The organism is Actinacidiphila yeochonensis CN732 (genome assembly GCF_000745345.1).
Taxonomy (GTDB): Bacteria; Actinomycetota; Actinomycetes; order Streptomycetales; family Streptomycetaceae; genus Actinacidiphila; species Actinacidiphila yeochonensis.
The window spans coordinates 3,198,773-3,217,891 of sequence record NZ_JQNR01000005.1; the positions used below are offsets into that span (position 1 = coordinate 3,198,773).

General features: G+C 74.8%; 13 protein-coding genes. 9 read left to right on the forward strand and 4 right to left on the reverse strand.

All coding sequences use genetic code 11. The features are described 5' to 3' along the window. The first annotated feature begins 154 nt into the window (after window positions 1-154). Entirely contained in the window at window positions 155-547 is a 393-nt protein-coding gene (locus BS72_RS25285) for a helix-turn-helix domain-containing protein (protein ID WP_037913847.1), read from the forward strand. A 353-nt stretch (window positions 548-900) separates the two neighbouring features. Then, a complete protein-coding gene (locus BS72_RS25290) occupies window positions 901-1,371 on the forward strand; it encodes a Dps family protein (protein WP_037913850.1) in 471 nt (156 codons plus the stop codon). Window positions 1,372-1,763: 392 nt separating this feature from the next. On the opposite strand, the gene BS72_RS25295 is transcribed toward BS72_RS25290, so the two are convergent. Next, on the reverse strand, window positions 1,764-2,675 hold the full coding sequence (locus BS72_RS25295) for an Fpg/Nei family DNA glycosylase (RefSeq protein ID WP_078901617.1): 912 nt from the start codon (window positions 2,673-2,675) through the stop codon (window positions 1,764-1,766). Window positions 2,676-2,843: 168 nt separating this feature from the next. After that, a complete protein-coding gene (locus BS72_RS25300; RefSeq protein ID WP_037913853.1) occupies window positions 2,844-7,514 on the reverse strand; it encodes an ATP-dependent helicase in 4,671 nt (1,556 codons plus the stop codon). A gap of 331 nt (window positions 7,515-7,845) precedes the next feature. Here BS72_RS25300 and BS72_RS25305 point away from each other — a divergent pair, with 331 nt between their 5' ends. The 4 genes from BS72_RS25305 to recX all read left to right on the forward strand — a co-directional run bounded on the left by BS72_RS25305 (window position 7,846) and on the right by recX (window position 11,292). After that, window positions 7,846-8,040, forward strand: a complete 195-nt coding sequence (locus tag BS72_RS25305) for a DUF3046 domain-containing protein (RefSeq protein WP_037913855.1) — start codon at window positions 7,846-7,848, stop codon at window positions 8,038-8,040. 94 nt (window positions 8,041-8,134) lie between these two features. Beyond that, window positions 8,135-9,334, forward strand: coding sequence for an AI-2E family transporter (locus BS72_RS25310; protein WP_078901618.1), 1,200 nt, complete (start codon window positions 8,135-8,137; stop codon window positions 9,332-9,334). Window positions 9,335-9,569: 235 nt separating this feature from the next. Then, window positions 9,570-10,706 (forward strand): recombinase RecA, encoded by a 1,137-nt coding sequence (gene recA, locus BS72_RS25315; RefSeq protein ID WP_037913857.1) that lies wholly within the window; start codon window positions 9,570-9,572, stop codon window positions 10,704-10,706. Window positions 10,707-10,710: 4 nt separating this feature from the next. Then, window positions 10,711-11,292, forward strand: coding sequence for a recombination regulator RecX (gene recX, locus BS72_RS25320; RefSeq protein ID WP_051951668.1), 582 nt, complete (start codon window positions 10,711-10,713; stop codon window positions 11,290-11,292). 529 nt (window positions 11,293-11,821) lie between these two features. Here the strand turns inward: recX and BS72_RS25325 are convergent. Then, entirely contained in the window at window positions 11,822-13,615 is a 1,794-nt protein-coding gene (locus tag BS72_RS25325; RefSeq protein WP_063836134.1) for an FAD-dependent monooxygenase, read from the reverse strand. A gap of 291 nt (window positions 13,616-13,906) precedes the next feature. On the opposite strand from BS72_RS25325, the gene BS72_RS25330 reads away from it, so the two are divergent. Both BS72_RS25330 and BS72_RS25335 read left to right on the forward strand, forming a co-directional pair. After that, a complete protein-coding gene (locus tag BS72_RS25330; RefSeq protein ID WP_037913859.1) occupies window positions 13,907-14,656 on the forward strand; it encodes a response regulator transcription factor in 750 nt (249 codons plus the stop codon). Window positions 14,657-14,675: 19 nt separating this feature from the next. Next, the gene (locus BS72_RS25335) at window positions 14,676-16,097 is read left to right on the forward strand and encodes a sensor histidine kinase (protein WP_037913861.1); all 1,422 of its coding nucleotides are present in this window, start codon (window positions 14,676-14,678) and stop codon (window positions 16,095-16,097) included. Window positions 16,098-16,301: 204 nt separating this feature from the next. Here BS72_RS25335 and BS72_RS25340 read toward each other — a convergent pair whose 3' ends face one another. Next, entirely contained in the window at window positions 16,302-17,348 is a 1,047-nt protein-coding gene (locus BS72_RS25340; RefSeq protein ID WP_078901619.1) for a TAXI family TRAP transporter solute-binding subunit, read from the reverse strand. 178 nt (window positions 17,349-17,526) lie between these two features. On the opposite strand from BS72_RS25340, the gene miaB reads away from it, so the two are divergent. Then, entirely contained in the window at window positions 17,527-19,032 is a 1,506-nt protein-coding gene (miaB, locus tag BS72_RS25345) for a tRNA (N6-isopentenyl adenosine(37)-C2)-methylthiotransferase MiaB (protein ID WP_037913864.1), read from the forward strand. Window positions 19,033-19,119: the final 87 nt, after the last annotated feature.

Sequence of the window (19,119 nt, forward strand, 5' to 3'; positions counted from 1 at the left end):
ACGAATCAGGGGCGCTGGGATGGGGAAGAACACGGGGGGATGGGATGTTTGCAGCCCTGAGTGAACACGTCTTCGCTCCCCGCACGGCCGGTGCCCGAGGCGGTACGGTGGGGCGAGAGGGATGCGGTTACGCGGTCCGAGGAGGGAGCCACCGATGATCCTGCTCCGTCGCCTGCTGGGTGACGTGCTGCGTCGGCAGCGCCAGCGCCAGGGCCGCACCCTGCGTGAGGTCTCCTCCTCCGCCCGGGTCTCGCTCGGATACCTGTCCGAGGTCGAGCGAGGGCAGAAGGAGGCGTCGTCCGAGCTGCTCTCGGCGATCTGCGACGCTCTGGACGTCCCGATGTCCGAGGTGATGCGCGAGGTCAGCGACGACCTCTCCCTCGCCGAGCTGGCACAGTCGGCGGCGGACGAGACCGCGGCCGCGCCGATGCGACCCCTGCTGGGGCCCGTCACCTCCGTCACCGCGGTGCCGTCCACCCCGGACGAGCGCATCACCATCAAGGCGCCCAAGAAGTCGGCCGAGGCCGTGGACGTGGTCGCCGCCTGAGTGCCCACGGGTCGTCCGGCACACCGCCGAGCGGTCGCGCGGAACGCGTCAGAGCCCTGCCGGGCGAACCCGGCGGGGCTTTCGCGTTGCCGGGGCCGGACGCCTTGCCTCGGGGCGGCGCACGGGCCGTCCGGGCCGGACGCGGGTGGAGGGAGCTGCGGGCGGGGGAGTGGAGCGCGGGCGGCCGGCCGTGAGGCCCCGGAGAGGGCGCCGCGGACCCGTGGGGATCCTGTGCCGGTCGCCGACCGGGTGCCTGTCTTTTGCCATGTGTAAGGCGGCGAGGCAGGGTAGGCGGAGGAAGTCAGCATGGGACAAAAAGGTCCGGTGGTGTCGACCCGCGAGGAGAACCGCGCATGTCCGTTGTGAAGAGCCCTCTTCCCCAGCAGGAGCGCAAGACCGTCGGTGACGCCCTCCAGGGCAGCCTGGTGGACCTCATCGACCTGTCGCTGCTGGCCAAGCAGGTGCACTGGAACGTCATCGGCCCCCGCTTCCGCTCCATCCATCTCCAGCTCGACGAGGTGGTGGACAGCGCCCGTGCCGCCTCCGACACCGTGGCCGAGCGCGCCTCCGCGATCGGGGTCACCCCTGACGGCCGTGCCGCCACCGTCGCCAAGACCAGCGGCATCGACCCCGTGACGGACGGCTGGGTCAAGGACGGCGACGTCGTCAGCGTCATGGTCAACGCGCTCGACGCCGTCATCGCACGGATGCGTGAACGCATCGCGGTGACCGACAAGCCGGACCCGGTGTCCCAGGACATCCTCATCGGCATCACCGCGGACCTGGAGAAGTTCCACTGGATGTTCCAGGCCGAGAACGTCTGAGGGGCCGTGCGCGCCTCTGGAACGCGAAGGTCCCGGTGCCGCGCCGCCTGCGGCATATCCGGCCGCGGGCGGCGCGGCACCGCGACCGGCCGCCGTCGGCGGTCGGCCGGCCCGGGCCCGGGGGACACCGGCGGACCGTCCACGACCGACACGGGCGTACGGGACGCGGGGACGTCCGGGCCCGGACGGTCCGGCGCTCCGCTCCGTCCGGCCGCCCGGCCGGTACTCGTCCTGGCGGGCGGGGCTCTGTGGGCGGCCCTGACGCTGCGCCACGGGCTGCACGCGGCGGCCCACCCCTGGCAGGGAGCGGTGGCGGCGGGCTGGAGCCTCGGGCTGATACCGGTACACGCGCGCCGGCCGTCCGGCCCGGCGGCAGGAGGCGGGCGGCGGCCTCAGGAGCCGGCGCCCGGTCCCTGAGGCGAGGGGCCCGGGCTTGAAGGCGCCGGACCTGGAGGTGTGCGGCTCGGGGATGCGGGGCTTGAAGAGGCCGGATCCGAAGAGGCTGGATCCGAAGGGCTTGGACCGGCCTGGCAGCGCGGGCACCAGTAGGCCACCCGGTTCTGGTCCGGCGGACCGTGGACACCGCGTCGGACCGGTGTGCCGCAGCGCAGGCACGGCTGATGCTCCCGCCCGTACACCCAGTGGGCGCGACCCCGGCGGGTGTCACCGGTGGTCACATGCCCCGGCCGGGTACGGTTCGCCAGCAGCAGCCGGTGCGCCAGCGCCACGAGCCTCCCGGGTGCGGGCACCCGTCCGAACGGAGTCCACGGTGTGACCCCGCGCAGGAAGCACAGCTCGGAGACGTAGACGTTGCCCACACCGGCCAGGGTGCGCTGGTCCAGCAGCGCCTCCCCGAGCGGGCGGTCAGGGCGCGCCGCCAGATTCCGCACCGCCTGGGCGGCGTCCCAGTCGGAGCCCAGGAGATCCGGCCCGAGGTGGCCCACAACGGTCTCCTCCTCAGCGGTGGGCAGCAGCTCCAGCACCGGCAGGCGGTAGCCGACCGCCGTTCGCTCCTGCCCTTCCAGCACCGCCCGGACCTCGTGGCCGGGCCCGCCGCGCCAACGCTCCCGAGGGCCGTAGAGGTGCCACGACCCCTCCATCCCCAGGTGGCAGTGGAGCGTCACGCCGCTCTCCACCCGAAGCAGCAGGTGCTTGCCGCGGGAGGCCACCTCCAGCAGCGTCCGCCCCGACAGATCCACCGTCGAGAGTCCCGGCACCCGCAGGTCCGTGCGCAGCAGCCGCCGCCCGCCGAGCGCCGCGTCCAGGCGGTGGGCGGTCAGCCAGACGGTGTCTCCCTCAGGCATCCGTCCATGATGCCGCGCCCGACCTGACGGCCGCGCCCCGACCGGCCGACGGCAGCGCGACGGCACCCGCCCCGGGGCACGTGGCGAGCGCCGGGCACCGCCCGCCCCCAGCCTGGCGCAAGGCCCCGAACGGGGTGCGCGGGGTGTGCGGCTGGGCGTCGGGGGGCCTCAGTGCGCGTCCCGCAGCCGCAGCCCGCGCGGGGTGGCGTGGAACCCGGCCTCCTCCAGGGCCCGGCCCAGCGGCGAGGTCAGGGCGGACTCGCCGTTCGTCCGCTCGACGGTGAGCCGCCCCAGCGCGCCCTCGCGCACCGCGAGCGCCAGCGCGTCCGCCGCGGCCTGCACCCGTATCCCGTCGAGCGGCCAGACCAGCAGGGTCTTCCCGCCCCGCTCCACGTACAGGGCCAGCTCGCCGTCCACCAGGACGACCAGCGCGCCCGCCTTCCGGCCCGGCTTGTGCGTGACCCCCTCGGGCTGCTGCGGCCAGGGCAGCGCCGCACCGTAGGGATTCGCCGGGTCGGCGGCGGCCAGCACGACCGCCCGGGACCGTGCGGAGCCGTCCTCCTCCCGCTCCCTGGCGGTGTTCAGGGCCCGCAGCCGGTCCACGGCGCCTTCCATGGCGAACTGCGCCGCACCCAAGCCCTCCACCACGTATCCGCGCCGCGCCTGCCCGGTCTCCTCGAAGGCCGACAGCACCCGGTAGGCCGCCGCGAACCCGCCGGTGACGCCCTCCGCGGCCACCGCGCCCCGGGTCACCACCCCGTGCCGGTCCAGCAGGGTGTGGGTGAGCGCGTGCGCCCGCAGCGTCGGATCGGTCTGCCGGGGCGGCAGCAGGGACCAGCGCCCCGCCGTGGTGGGCGGACCGGACCGGGAGGCCGCTGGCCGTGCGGCCAGCGAGCTGTACCGGCCGCGCGGCGCCGAACGCGGCGCCCGGTGGGCGGTGGCGCCCGCGGTCCGCCCGGAGCCGAGCAGCGCACGCAGCGGCGCCAGCGTGTCGTTGGTCAGCCGGCCCGACCACACCAGGTCCCACAGCGCGTCGGCGATCTGCGTCTCGGAGGCGCCCGCCGCCTCCGGGCCGGCGGCTCGCACCTGTTCGGCGATCTGCCGGAAGAACAGCCCGTATCCGCCGGACAGCGCGCCCAGCACGGCCTTGTGCACCGCGGTCAGCTCCAGCGGCTGCGGCTCCGGCAGCAGCAGGGGGGCCGCCTCCGCCGGGTACAGCGCGATCCAGCCGTCCTTGCCTGGCAGCGCGCCCGCACCGGCCCACAGCACCTCACCGGATGCCGTCAGCTCGTCCAACTGCGCCGGGGTGTAGCCGCCCACCCTGGACGGCAGGACCAGCTTCTCCAGCGCCGAGGCGGGGACGGCGGCGCCCTGCAACTGCTCCACCGCCCGCGCCAGACCGTCGACTCCGCGCAGCCCGTGGGTGCCGACGTGCTGCCACTGCGGCAGGAACACCCCCAGCGTCGCCGGCGGCACCGGCTCCAGCTCCTGCCGCAGCGCGGCCAGGGACCGCCGCCGCAGCCGCCGCAGGACCGTCGTGTCGCACCACTCCTGGCCGGCGCCGCCGGGACGGAACTCGCCCTGTGCCAGCCGCCCGGCGGCCGACAGCCGGCGCAGGGCGCCGTCCGCCACCGCGCCCCCGAGGCCGAACCGGGTCGCGGCCTCGGCCGAGGTGAACGGGCCGTGGGTGCGGGCGTAGCGGGCCAGCAGATCTCCCAGCGGGTCCTTGACCGGTTCGGTGAACGCCACCGGGACGCCCACCGGAAGGGCCGTGCCGAGCGCGTCACGCAACCGCCCGGAGTCCTCCACCGCCGCCCAGTGCTCCTCGCCGCCGATTCGCACCCGGACGGCCCGCCGCGCCGCCTCCAGCTCGGCCGGCCACCGCGGCTCGGCCCCGCGCACGGCCAGCTCCGTGCCTGTCAGAGGCCCCAGCACGCGCAGCGCGTCGGCGACGCCCTCCGCGTCCTTGATCCGGCGGTCCTCGGTGAGCCACTGCAACTCGCTGTCCAGATCCGCCAGCACGTCCGGATCGAGCAGTTCCCGGAGCTCGGCCTGGCCCAGCAGCTCGGCCAGCAGCCGGGAGTCCAGCGACAGCGCGGCCGCCCTGCGCTCCGCCAGCGGCGAGTCCCCCTCGTACAGGAACTGCGCCACGTACCCGAACAGCAGCGACCGGGCGAACGGCGACGGCTCCTGCGTCGTCACCTCCACCAGCCGCACCCGCCGGGACTCGATGTCGCCCATCAGCTCCACCAGGCCCGGAACGTCGAAGACGTCCTGGAGGCACTCACGCACCGCCTCCAGCACGATCGGGAACGAGCCGAACTCCGATGCCACCTGGAGCAGCTGCGCGGCCCGCTGCCGCTGCTGCCACAGCGGCGTGCGCCGCCCGGGACTGCGACGCGGCAGCAGCAGCGCCCGCGCGGCGCACTCGCGGAAGCGGGAGGCGAACAGCGCCGATCCGCCGACCTGCTCCGTCACCAGGTGCTCGACCTCGCCCTTGTCGAAGGCGACGTCCCCGGCGCCCACAGGGGGCTGCTCCGGGTCCCCGCCGGAGTCACGGGCCGCGGGCGCCGCCGGGTCGGCGTCCAGCAGGTCCAGGCCCAGGAGGTCGGCGTCGGGCAGCCGCAGCACGATGCCGTCGTCGGCGTGCATCGCCTGGACGTCCAGGCCGTACCGCTCCTGGAGCCGGGCGCCCAGCGCCAGCGCCCAGGGCGCGTGCACCTGCGCGCCGAAGGGGGAGTGCACCACCACCCGCCAGTCGCCCAGTTCGTCGCGGAACCTCTCGACCACGATCGTGCGGTCGTCGGGGACGTGGCCGCACGCCTGGCGCTGCTCGGCCAGATAGGCGAGCACATTGTCGGCGGCCCAGGTGTCGAGGCCGGCGGCCGTGAGCCGCTCCCGGGCGTCCTCGGCGCCCAGAGCCCCGATCTCCCGCAGCCACCGGCCCAGGGCCCGCCCCAGCTCCAGCGGGCGGCCGAGCTGGTCGCCCTTCCAGAAGGGCAGCCGGCCGGGTACCCCCGGCGCGGGGGAGACCAGCACCCGGTCCCGGGTGATGTCCTCGATCCGCCACGACGTGGTGCCCAGGGTGAAGACATCGCCGACGCGCGACTCGTAGACCATCTCCTCGTCGAGCTCGCCGACCCGGCCTCCCCCCTTCTTGGGGTCGGCGCCCGCCAGGAACACGCCGAACAGGCCGCGGTCCGGGATGGTGCCGCCGGAGGTGACCGCCAGCCGCTGGGCGCCGGGACGGCCCGTCACCGTGTCCGCCACCCGGTCCCAGACCAGCCGCGGCCGCAGCTCGGCGAAGGCGTCCGAGGGGTAGCGGCCCGCCAGCATGTCCAGCACCGCGGTATAGGCCGAGTGGGGCAGCGCGGCGAACGGCGCCGCCCGGCGCACCACCGCGAGCAGCTCCTCGACGTCCCAGGTGTCCATGGCCGTCATCGCCACGATCTGCTGGGCCAGCACGTCCAGCGGGTTGGCGGGGACCTTGAGCGACTCGATGGCCCCCTCGCGCATCCGCTCGGTGACCACCGCGGACTGCACCAGGTCCCCCCGGTACTTCGGGAAGACCACGCCGGTGGAGACCGCGCCCACCTGGTGGCCGGCCCGGCCCACCCGCTGGAGGCCCGACGCGACCGACGGCGGCGACTCCACCTGCACGACCAGATCCACCGCGCCCATGTCGATGCCCAGCTCAAGGCTGGAGGTGGCGACCACGGCGGGCAGCCGGCCGGCCTTCAGATCCTCCTCGACCAGCGCCCGCTGCTCCTTGGACACCGAACCGTGGTGGGCGCGGGCCAGCACCGGGGGCGCCCCCTTGCCCGCGCCCGACTGGGCCATCACCTGGGCCGGGGCGTGCGCCTCGGGGAGCGGCCCGCCCTCGGCCCGCTCCTGGCCGATCTCGTTGAGCCGGTTGCACAGCCGCTCGGCCAGCCGGCGGGAGTTCGCGAAGACGATGGTGGAGCTGTGCCCCTGCACGAGGTCCGCGATCCGCTCCTCCACGTGCGGCCAGATCGACGGGCGCTGCGCCGGGCCCGCCGCCGGGCCGGAGTGCTCGGCGGCGTCGTCCGCCGGGGAGCCGCCGAGCTCGCCCAGATCCTTCACCGGCACCACCACCGACAGGTCGAAGCGCTTCTGCGACGGCGGCTGGACCACCGAGACCCGCCGCTGCGGTGAAAGGAACCTGGCCACCTCGTCCACCGGCCGGACCGTGGCCGACAGTCCGATCCGACGGGCCGGCCGGTCCAGCAGCCGGTCCAGCCGCTCCAGGGACAGCGCCAGATGGGCGCCGCGTTTGGTGCCCGCGACAGCGTGCACCTCGTCCAGGATCACCGTCTCCACCCCGCTCAGCGCCTCGCGCGCGGCGGAGGTGAGCAGCAGGAACAGCGACTCCGGGGTGGTGATCAGGATGTCCGGGGGACGGGTGGCGAACGCGCGCCGCTCGGCCGGGGGCGTGTCGCCCGAGCGGATGCCGACCCGTACGTCCGGCTCCGGCAGCCCCAGCCGCACCGACTCCTGGCGCAGCCCGGCCAGGGGGCTGCGCAGATTGCGCTCCACATCCACTGCCAGGGCCTTCAACGGCGACACGTACAGCACCCGGCAGCGGCGCCTGGCCTCGGCCGGCGGGGGAACGGCAGCCAGCCGGTCGAGCGCGGCCAGGAACGCGGCCAGGGTCTTGCCCGAACCGGTGGGCGCCACGACCAGGACGTCCGAATCCTCGGCGATCGCCGACCACGCCCCGGCCTGAGCCGCGGTGGGCTCGCGGAACGCGCCCGTGAACCACGCGCGGGTGGCGGGGGAGAAGGCGTCGAGGCTGCTGCGACCGGACGTACTGGACATGGCCCCATCCTGCCTCGCCCCACCGACATCGCGCCGGGAGCGGAACCGGGCCTGTGGAAAACCTCCGCGCGAGCCCGCCCCGAGCCCGCCCCGAGCCCGCCCCGAGGCCCCCGTCGCCGGTGGGAACGGCGGCGACCGCGGTGCTCCGCCGGGCCCGCAGCGCCGGCGGACGGCCGACTCCCGACACCGCCCCGGTGCGGGCAGGGATCGCACCACCGCTGGCACCTGCGGGCCGCCGACCGCCGGACCGCCGCCCGGCCGGGGCGGCAGCCGTGTCCCGCGGCGGCACTCCAGGTCCGGATACGGTCCGGACCGCGCGATACTGGCCCTCATGCGGTTGACGATTTTCTGGCAGCGGATGCGTGAGGAGTTCGGCGAGGCCTACGCCGACTCCTTCGCGCGCGACCACGTGATGTCCGAGCTGGGCGGCCGTACGGTCCGGCAGGCCCTGGACGCGGGCTGGGACGCCAAGGCCGTGTGGCGGGCGGTCTGCACGGCCATGGAGGTGCCCGCGGCCCGCCGCTGACCAGCGAGCGGTCTCGTTCGGTCGCCCCCGCTGGTACCCGCTGGTACCCGCTCGCACCCGCTCGCACCCGCTCGCACCCGCTCGTACCGCGCGAATGCTGCGACAGCAGGACGTCGCCGTCGGCTGCCGCCAGACTTGTCCTGTGGCAGGCAGCGGCGCGACCCCCGAGCCGGGGGCGGGCGCGCCCGGCGGGCGGTCAGGCCCGCCACGCCCTCGGATGCCGCGCTGGCTGCCGCGGGCGTTCGTCCTGGCGCTTGCGCTGCTGGCCCTCTTCCAGTTCGCCCACTGGGTCTTCGCCCGGCTGATCGGACTGCTGGTCAACGTGCTGGTCTCGTTCTTCTGCGCGCTGGCCATCGAGCCCGCGGTGGACTGGCTCAGCCGCCACCGCGTGCGGCGCGGGCTGGCGACCGGTCTGGTGATCCTCGGCGTCCTGGTGGCCACCGGCCTGTTCCTGCTGGCCCTGGGCTCGCTGCTGGTGGATCAGATCAGCACGATCGGGCAGGACTTCCCGGGGTACGTCGACAACGTCGTGCGGTGGGTCAACCGCACCTTCCACACCCGTCTGGACACGGGCAACCTGCGCGACCGGGTGCTGCACTCGGGCTGGGTCCGCCACCTGCTGACCAACGGGGCCACGAGCGTCTGGGGGATCTCCGCCACCGTCATCGGCACCGTCTTCCAGCTCTTCACGGTGCTGCTGTTCACCTTCTACCTGTCCGCCGACGGGCCGCGGCTGCGGCGCACCCTCTGCTCGATGCTGCCGCCCGCCAGGCAGGCCGAGGTGCTGCGGGCCTGGGACATCGCGGTGGCCAAGACCGGCGGGTACCTGTACTCGCGCGCCCTGATGGCGCTGGTCTCCGGGGTCGCGCACTACATCCTGCTCCAGGTGCTGGGGGTGCCCTACGCGCCGGCCCTGGCGGTGTGGGTGGGCCTGGTCTCGCAGTTCATCCCGACGGTCGGCACCTACCTGGCCGGCGCGCTGCCGGTGCTGATCGCCTTCACCAAGGACCCCTGGTCGGCACTGTGGGTGCTCTGCTTCGTCGTGGTCTACCAGCAGTTCGAGAACTACGTGCTCCAGCCGAGGATCACCGCCCGTACGGTGGACATCCACCCGGCTGTCGCCTTCGGCTCGGTCATCGCCGGGGCGGCGCTGCTCGGCGCTGTCGGCGCCCTCATCGCGATCCCGGCCGCCGCCACGCTCCAGGGCTTCTTCGGCGCCTACGTGCGCCGCTACGAGATCGCCGAGCCCCCTCCGGACGCCCGGCGGGACCAGGTAGAGCCGCCGCCGGGATGACACGCCGGCGGGCTGCGGGTCGCTTGACACGGAATTCGAACATCTATTCTGATGGAGCCGGCCGAGCCGGATACCCCACGGCGGCGGTGGGTGCCGAAGGCCCGAACGGGCCTGGTCGCACGCCGTCCGCCGGGAGTTATCCACAGGGTCGGGGCGACGTCCGCGCGCATTGTCAGTGGCAGGCGCTAGCGTCGTGGAGGTGAAGCGATCGAACCAGACAACCCGGGTGGAACCCATGGCAGCAGCTAGCGACCGCGAGAAGGCGCTCGACGCCGCCCTCGCACAGATTGAACGGCAGTTCGGCAAGGGTGCCGTCATGCGGCTGGGTGACCGGCCCAACGACCCCATCGAGGTCATCCCCACCGGGTCCACCGCGCTGGACGTGGCGCTCGGCGTCGGCGGCCTGCCCCGTGGCCGCGTGGTGGAGGTGTACGGCCCGGAGTCCTCCGGCAAGACCACCCTCACGCTGCACGCGGTGGCCAACGCCCAGCGGGCCGGCGGCACCGTCGCGTTCGTGGACGCCGAGCACGCCCTGGATCCTGAGTACGCCAAGGCGCTGGGCGTCGACACCGACAACCTGATCCTCTCCCAGCCGGACACGGGCGAGCAGGCCCTGGAGATCGTGGACATGCTGGTCCGCTCCGGTGCCCTGGACCTGATCGTGATCGACTCCGTGGCGGCCCTCGTGCCGCGGGCCGAGATCGAGGGTGAGATGGGCGACTCCCACGTGGGTCTCCAGGCCCGTCTGATGAGCCAGGCGCTCCGGAAGATCACCAGCGCGCTCAACCAGTCGAAGACCACCGCCATCTTCATCAACCAGCTGCGCGAGAAGATCGGTGTGATGTTCGGCTCGCCGGAGACCACCACCGGCGGCCGCGCCCTGAAGTTCTACGCCTCGGTCCGCCTCGACATCCGCCGGATCGAGACGCTCAAGGACGGCACCGAGGCGGTCGGCAACCGCACCCGCGTCAAGGTCGTCAAGAACAAGGTCGCGCCGCCCTTCAAGCAGGCCGAGTTCGACATCCTCTACGGCCAGGGCATCAGCCGCGAGGGCGGCCTGATCGACATGGGTGTGGAGCACGGCTTCGTCCGCAAGTCCGGCGCCTGGTACACGTACGAGGGCGACCAGCTCGGCCAGGGCAAGGAGAACGTCCGGAACTTCCTCAAGGACAACCCGGACCTGGCGGACGAGATCGAGAAGCGCATCAAGGAGAAGCTCGGCGTCGGCGTGCCGAAGTCCACCGCGGCCGAGGCCGCGGCCGAGGCCGAGCCAGCGGCTGCGACCTCGGGGGGCGCCACCTCCGCCGAGCCCGCCAAGGCGGAGGTCCCCGCTCCGAAGAAGGCGACCAAGGCCACCGCCGCCAAGGGCTGACGCCATGGAGCGCACGCCCCGAGAGCGCGGCGGCTCTCCCGAGTCGAGGGCCTCACGAGAGCCGCCGCTCGACCCCGAGGAGCGGGCGCGGGCACTGTGCCTGCGCCTGCTCACGGGGACCCCGCGCACCCGTCGCCAACTGGCCGACGCACTGCGGAAGCGGGACATCCCCGAGGACGTGGCCGAGCACGTCCTCGCCCGCTTCGAGGACGTCGGGCTCATCGACGACCGCGCGTTCGCCAACGCCTGGGTGGAGTCACGCCACCACGGCCGCGGCCTCGCCCGGCGCGCCCTCGCCCGGGAGCTACGGAACCGGGGGGTCGACGCCGAGCAGGTCAGCGAGGCGGTCGGCCTGCTCGACGCCGAGCAGGAGGAGACGACAGCCCGGGAGCTGCTCCGCCGCCGGCTGCCGGGTACCCGCGGCCTGGAGCGGGCCAAGCGGGTCAGGCGCCTGGCCGGCATGCTCGCACGCAAGGGCTACTCCGAGGGCCTGGCCCTGCGCCTGGTACGCGAAGCCCTCGACGAGGAGCGGGCCGCCGGCCTCGACACCGCGGAGGAGGAGCCATGGCTGTGGGACGCCGAATAGGCAGGCACGCGGGAGGCGGCTACGCGGCAGGCGGGCACGCCCCGGTGCCCGGCTCGGCCTCTCGCCCTCGCGGCGAGCGGCGGGCAGGCACCGCGGACGCCGGGACACCCGCTCGGCACGCTCGTCGGCCCGCGCCGCGCCGACAGGACCGTCGGGTTCGGTAAGGCCCGTGGGGCGGGCCCGGAGCACCTGGCGGAGGTGGAGCCGGCCGCGGCCCGGGGTGCCGGTTGAACCGTGGGGCGGACCGGTCGAAGGGCGGACCCGGAGCCCGCGATCGTCGCGCGCACGCGGGCGGTAAAGCCCGCAGGTCGGGTCCTGCCCCCTGCCCGTAAAGCCTGACCGCACCCCGCTCGCAGGACCGGCCCGGACCTTCGGCCCGCGCGCGGAGTACCCGCCCGCGGCGTGCCGCCCCCCGTTCGTCGGCTCAGGCCCTGCCGCGCCGTCGAGGGCTGGTCAAGGGCGCCACGGCCGCGGGCTCACACGCCCCGCGTGCGCCCGCCGCGGCCCGCGCGGGGGCGCGGCAGGGCCGTCAGCGGAGCCGTCCGCCCGTCCGGTGCTCGGAGGGCCCGCCACCCGTGCCCCTCGGACCCGGGGGCACCGCGTCTGCCCTGACCGGGCCACCCGCACCCGTGGGCGGGCCGCTCCCGGCCGTTCCGACGCCCGCGTCCGGGTCTGCCCCGTCCACGCCGTCCGCCCCGTCCGCCTTTTCGGCGCCGCCCCCGGCCGCCGGGATCGGCGGACCGCCTCTGGCGAGGTCGGCGTAGGAGTACAGCTCCGCCGGGCGGCACCCCACCATCGCCGCCACCAGGTGCCCGTCGGGCCGCACCAGCAGCACGGTGTGCGCCGTCGCGCCCGGATACCCCTCCGTGACCAGCAGCTCCGCGCTCACCGGCAACGCGGTCACCGCGGAGGCCAGCCGGGGCATCAGACCGGCCGTCAACCAGTGCCGCGACTCCCACACCCCCGTGCCCGGGGCCACCAGCACCACCAGCAGGTCGCCCCCCAGCCGGTCGCGCAGCCGTCCCGCCGTGCCGTCCAGCGCCGTCACCGCCACGTCCTCGACCATGCCGCCCGGCGCCGTCGCGCACTCCGCGGCCAGCGGCGACGCCCCGGACCTGGCGTCACCCCGGGGCGCGGGCGTGAGCGGGGAGCGGGAGTAGACGGGAACCGCGGCGGCGCCGCGCCCCAGGTGGCTGTCGGTGAGCATCTCGGCCTGGCCGCGGGCCGAGCCCGACAGCACGGTGTGGCGCACGGTCTGCCACGCCCCGTTCGCCCGCAGCAGCGGAAGCGCCTGGTCGGTGGCGCGCAGCCGGGTGCCGACCGCGCCCCGCCGCTCGGCCTCGAAGCTGTCCAGCAGGGTCTCCGACACACCCGAGTGGTAGGCCAGTGCGAGCTTCCAGGAGAGGTTCTCCGCGTCCCGCAGCCCCTCCTGGACGCTCTGCGCGCCCAGGGCGCCCATCAGGTGGGCGGCGTCTCCGGCCAGGAAGGCCCGGCCCACCCGCCACCCGCGGGCCAGCCGCTGGTGCACGGGATAGTCGGCGGAACCCACCAGCTCGTAGGGGGGGACCTGCCCGCACCAGGCGGCGAGCACCGACCGGAGCCGCTCGACCAGGGCGTCCGAGGTGAGCGGGCGGCCCCGCACGGGCAGCTGCCAGTCCAGCCGCCACAGCCCGTCCGGCAGCGGCCTCGCGGTGACCTCCTGGCCGGACGGGGCACCCGGCGGATCGCGGTGGAGCAGGGCCACGCCCGGCTCCACCAGCTCGGTGCGCACGACCGCCACGGCGTTCCGGTCGACAGCCGTCCTGCCCGGGAAGCGCACCCCCAGCAGCTTGCGCACCGCGGAGCGGGCACCGTCGCAGCCGACCAGGAACGCGCCCCGCCACCACGTCTCCTGGGCGCCCTGGGTGTGCACGGTCACGCCGCGCGGGTCCTGCTCGACCCCGTCCACCAGGCAGCCAGGCAGTACCCGGATCGCGCCGCAGCCCAGCACCGCCCGTCGCAGCCCCTCCACCAGGAGGTCCTGCGCGAGGTGCAGGGGGGCTTCCCGGGGCTCGAAGTCCATCCGCCCGAGGTCGACGCGCCGCCGGAAGGTGCGCCAGCCGACCCAGGTGAAGCCGTCCTCCCGCACCCCGCCGTACCCGAGGCGTTCCAGGAACGCGACCGCGGCCGGGTCCAGTACCGTCGTGCGGGCCTGCCGCATTCCGTCCGCGCCTGCCACCGCCTGCGCCTCGTCGACGAGGATGACGGGCACGTCCCGTCGGGCCAGCGCGAGGGCGAGGGCGAGGCCGACCGGGCCCGCCCCCGCGACGATCACCGGATCCACGCCGTGGCCTCCGGAAGAATTGCGGTCACATAGCGTATGCAACCCACCGGGCCAGCCCGCGTCAAGCGACGGTCGCACGTCGGCGCGGTGCGAGCGGGCACGTGGGCGGCGTCCGAGGCGCGTGCGGGGGCGCCGCCGGAGCGTACCGGGTGGGTAACGGTCCGGCCGGTGAGCCGGTACACCCTTGACGCACCGGGTCGGCATCGGGATGGATTCGGTGCACAGGATCCCGGTCGGGGAACCCGCTCCGCACCGGGATCTCCGACTGACCGGACAAAGGGGGGTGGCGCCGTGCGGCTGCTGCTCGTTGAGGACGACGACCGGGTCGCCGCGGCCCTCTCGGCCGTCCTGGCCCGGCACGGGTTCGACGTGCTGCACGCCCGCGGCGGGGACGAGGCCGTGCGTGCCGTGGTCGTCGGCGACGGACCGGAGTTCGACTGCGTGCTCCTCGACCTGGGCCTGCCCGACCAGGACGGATTCGAGGTCTGCGGCCGCATAAGGCGCCGTACCGCCGTCCCGGTGATCATGGTCACGGCCCGGGCGGACGTCCGCTCGCGCATCCACGGGCTGAACCTCGGCGCGGACGACTACGTGGTCAAGCCCTACGACACCGGCGAACTGCTGGCCCGCATCCACGCCGTCAGCCGCCGTCCGCCGCTGAGCCCCGCCGCCGCGGCAGCCACCGGCCCCACCGCCCCCGCCCAGGGCGCGCCCGCGCTCCAGGAGGCGGGGGCCGCCGCGGGGACGGCGCTGCTGCTGGGCCGGCTGTCCGTCGACCTGCCGACCCGCCAGGTCACCGTGGACGGCGCCGCGGTCGCCCTCACCCGCAAGGAGTTCGACCTGCTGGTGCTCCTCGCCCAGCATCCCGGGGTGGTCTTCCGCCGGGAGCAGATCATCAGCGAGGTGTGGCGCACCGCCTGGGAGGGGACGGGCCGCACCCTGGAGGTGCACGTGGCCTCGCTGCGGGCGAAGCTGCGCACCCCGGCGATGATCGAGACCGTACGGGGCGTGGGCTACCGCCTCGTCGTCCCGGCCGGCTGACCGGCGAGGGGCGGTCCCGTTGCGCGCGCGCCTGCTCCCGCTGCTCATCGTGTTGATGGCCGGCGTGCTGCTCGCCCTCGGCTTCCCGCTGGCCGCCAGCCAGGCGGCGTCCCAGCAGCAGAAGGTGGTGGTCGACCGGATCGACGACACCACGCGCTTCGCCGCCGTCGCCCAGTTCGTCACCGCGCGGGACGAGGAGACCGCCGTCTCCCCGGACGACGACGAGCGCCTGTACACCCTGCGGACCGAACTCGCCCGCTACGAGCAGCTGTACGGCATCGAGGCCGGTGTCTTCTACCGCGACCGGACCGCCATGGCGGCCGCGCCGGAACGCTGGCGGGTCCCGGCCCGGGGGGAGCTGTACGACGCCTACGAGTCGGCGCTGTTCGGCCGGCGCGCGCACAACCCCCGCCAGGTGTGGCCCTGGCAGCGCCGCATGCTCGCCATCGCCTCGCCCATCGTGCGCGACGGCGACGTGGTCGCCGTGGTCGTCACCGACTCGCCCACCGGAGCGCTGCGCTCCCGCATCCTGCACGGCTGGCTGCTGCTGGCGGCCGGGGAGCTGGCCGCCATGGCGATCGCGGTGCTGCTCGCCGTGCGGCTGACCGCGTGGGTGCTGCTGCCGGTCGAGACCCTGGACCGGGCCACCCACGACATCGCGACCGGCCGGATGGCCTCCCGGGTCCAGGAGTCCGGCGGGCCGCCCGAACTGCGCCGCCTGGTGCGTTCGTTCAACGAGATGGCCGACAACGTGGAGGAGGTCCTCGAACAGCAGCGGGCCTTCGTCGCGGACGCCTCGCACCAGTTGCGCAATCCGCTGTCGGCGCTGCTGCTGCGGATCGAGCTGCTGGGCCTCGAACTGCCGGAGGGGCACACGGAGGCCGAGCTGGTGCAGGAGGAGGGCAAACGGCTCGCCCGGGTCCTCGACGACCTGCTGGGCCTGGCCGTGGCGGAGAGCTCCGGCCCGCACCTGTCCGTCGTCGACGTCGCCGAACTCGCCCGGGCGCGGGCCCACGCGTGGCGTCCGGTGGCCGACCGGGAGGGGGTCACGGTGGAGTTCGCCGCCCCGCCGGGCCGGATGGCGGGCTGGGCGGACGCCGTGGCTCTGTCCAGCGCGCTGGACGCCGTCCTGGACAACGCCATCAAGTTCACCCCCGCGTCCGGGAGCGTCTCGGTGCGGGTCGAGGCCGACGAGGAGCGGGTGGCCGTCGGGGTCGCGGACAGCGGGCCCGGCCTGACCGACGAGGAACTGGCCCGGATAGGGGACCGGTTCTGGCGCAGTACCCGCCACCAGAACGTGCGCGGCTCGGGGCTGGGCCTGTCGATCGCCCGCACCCTCCTGCGGCAGGGCGGCGGCGCCGTCCGCTTCGCCCACCGCGAGCCGACCGGTTTGGAGGTACGGCTCACCGTTCCGCGCGAGGCCCCGGCGGGCGCGGGGTGAGAGCGTCCGGTGCCACCGGAGCCCCTCGGCCTCGTCCGGCGGCACCCGGATACGCCTGCCCCGGATGTGCCTGGTCTGGGTTCATCTGGCGCGGAATCGGCGCCCGTTGGCCCATGAACGCCCCTCAGCGGCCCCCTGGGGGCTTCCGCCGTGTCGCGGGCTCCCCGGGTAGGGCGGGCGCGGGCCAGGCCGTCTGAGCGGCCGTCAGGGCTTCGCGGAGCGGTAGTACCGCTCGGCGCCGGCGTGCAGGGGCAGCGGGTCGGTGAACACCGCGGTCCGCAGGTCCACCAGCTGCGCCGCGTGCACCACCTTGCCGATCGAGTCGCGGCTGTCGATGACCGCCTTGGTGAGCCGTTCCACCAGGGCGGCGTTCGCGTGGTCGGTGGTGATCAGCAGGTTCGCCACGGCGATGGTGGCGACGGCCTGGCCGCCCTGGGCCGTCGGGTAGGTGTCGGCCGGCATCACCGCCTGCCGGTAGTACCGCATCTGCGGACCCATGGCGTTCAACCGCTCCGCCAGGTCACCGAGCTGGACCAGCTTGATGTGGTCCACGGGCGCCGTCATGGCGGCCACGGTCGCGGTGGGCAGCCCGCCGGACCAGAAGAAGGCGTCGAGGCGGTGGTGGAGCAGCATCGACGGAGCCTTGTCGATACCGACCGGAACCGCCGTGAGGTCCTTGCCGGTGTCCAGCCCGGCCGCGGTCAGCAGCCGCCGGGCGATCAGGTTGACCCCGGAGCCGGCCTGCCCCACGCCCACCCGCAGCCCGCGCAGGTCGCGGGCCGAGCGCACTGTGGAGTCCCGCGGTACGACAAGCTGCATGTAGTCGTCGTACAGCCGCGCGCAGGCCCGCAGGTCGTTCTTGCCGGGACCGTCGTACGAGGCCACCGCGTCGGCGGCGGCGATCGTGAAGTCGGCCCGCCCGGAGACCACCTGCTCGATGTTCTCCACCGAGCCCGCCGTGCGCTCCAGCCGGACCGGCACACCGGGCAGGGCGGTGCGCAGGTCGTTCTTGAGCAGGACGCCGTACTTCTCGTACACGCCGTCGGAGACCCCGGTCGCCAGCGAGATCGGCGCCCTGGGGTACGCCGCGCCGTCCGAGGGGAGCAGCCACCACAGCAGCAGCGCCAGCGCCGACGCCGCGGCCAGGAGCGCCTGGAGGGCGCGGCGGCGGTGGCCCGGCCCGCGCGGGCCGGCGGCCGCGGCCGGCCCGGAGCGGCCCGGCAGGAGTCCGAGCAGGCGGGATCGGTCCATGGCCCGCGATCCTGCCAGCCGGGCCGCGGACGGGGAAGGTGCGGGGCGCGGGCGGCGGTCGGTGGGCCGGTGGCGTTGCCATGGAGGGCCGGGCGGTGCCCGGGCGGGCCGGCCCGACGCGGCCGCCGGGAGGCAAACCGGGTTCGGGGACCGCCGGGGCAGCGCCTACCCTGGGTGCATGACCGCGCAGGACACCGCTCTCCAGCGGAGCTACGAGATCCGCACCTACGGGTGCCAGATGAACGTCCACGACTCCGAGCGCCTGGCCGGCCTGCTGGAGGACGCGGGCTACGTCAAGGCAGCCGAGGGCTCCGACGGCGCGGATGTCGTGGTGTTCAACACCTGCGCGGTGCGGGAGAACGCCGACAACCGGCTGTACGGCAACCTGGGCCGCCTGGCGCCCCAGAAGAACGAGCGCCCCGGGATGCAGATCGCGGTCGGCGGCTGCCTGGCGCAGAAGGACCGCGACACCATCGTCAAGCGCGCGCCCTGGGTCGACGTGGTCTTCGGCACACACAACATCGGGCAGCTGCCGGTGCTGCTGGAGCGGGCCCGGATCGCCGACGAGGCGCAGGTGGAGATCGCCGAGTCGCTGGAGACCTTCCCCTCGACGCTGCCCTCCCGCCGGGAGTCCGCCTACGCGGCCTGGGTGGCGATCTCGGTGGGCTGCAACAACACCTGCACCTTCTGCATCGTGCCCGCCCTGCGCGGCAAGGAGAAGGACCGCCGCCCCGGCGACGTGCTCGCCGAGGTGGAGGCCCTGGTCGCCGAGGGCGTGATCGAGGTGACGCTGCTCGGTCAGAACGTGAACGCCTACGGCAGCGACATGGGCGACCGCGAGGCCTTCGGCAAGCTCCTGCGCGCCACGGGCGCCGTCGAGGGCCTGGAGCGGGTGCGCTTCACCTCCCCGCACCCCCGGGACTTCACCGACGACGTGATCGCCGCCATGGCCGAGACGCCGAACGTGATGCACCAGCTGCACATGCCGCTCCAGTCGGGCTCCGACCAGGTGCTGCGGTCGATGCGCCGCTCCTACCGGCAGGACCGCTACCTGGGCATCATCGAGAAGGTCCGGGCCGCGATGCCGGACGCGGCGATCACCACCGACATCATCGTCGGCTTCCCCGGGGAGACCGAGGAGGACTTCGAGCAGACCCTGCACGTGGTGCGCGAGGCCCGCTTCGCGCAGGCGTTCACGTTCCAGTACAGCAAGCGCCCCGGCACCCCGGCCGCCGACATGGAGGGCCAGATCCCCAAGGCCGTCGTCCAGGAGCGCTACGAGCGGCTGGTCGCCCTCCAGGAGGAGATCTCCTGGGAGGAGAACAAGAAGCAGGTCGGCCGCACTCTGGAGGTGCTGGTCGCCGAGGGCGAGGGGCGCAAGGACGACGCCACGCAGCGGCTGTCCGGGCGCGCGCCCGACAACCGCCTGGTGCACTTCCGGCGCCCTGAGGAGCCGGTCCGCCCTGGCGACATGGTCACCGTGGAGGTCACCTACGGGGCGCCGCACCACCTGCTCGCGGAGAACGCCCCGCTCGCGGTACGCCGTACCAGGGCGGGCGACGCCTGGGAGCGGCGCACCTCGGCGCCGGCCAAGCCCGCGGGCGTCATGCTCGGCCTGCCCACGATCGGCGCCCCGGCCGTGCCGGCGGGTCCGGTGGCGACGAGCGGCTGCTCCCTGGGCTGAGCCCAGGTCAGCCCTCCGGCGGGCCCCGGCCGCGTGGCCGTCGGACCGCGCGCCGGACTCCCGGGCTCCCGGGGGCTTACGGCGGCC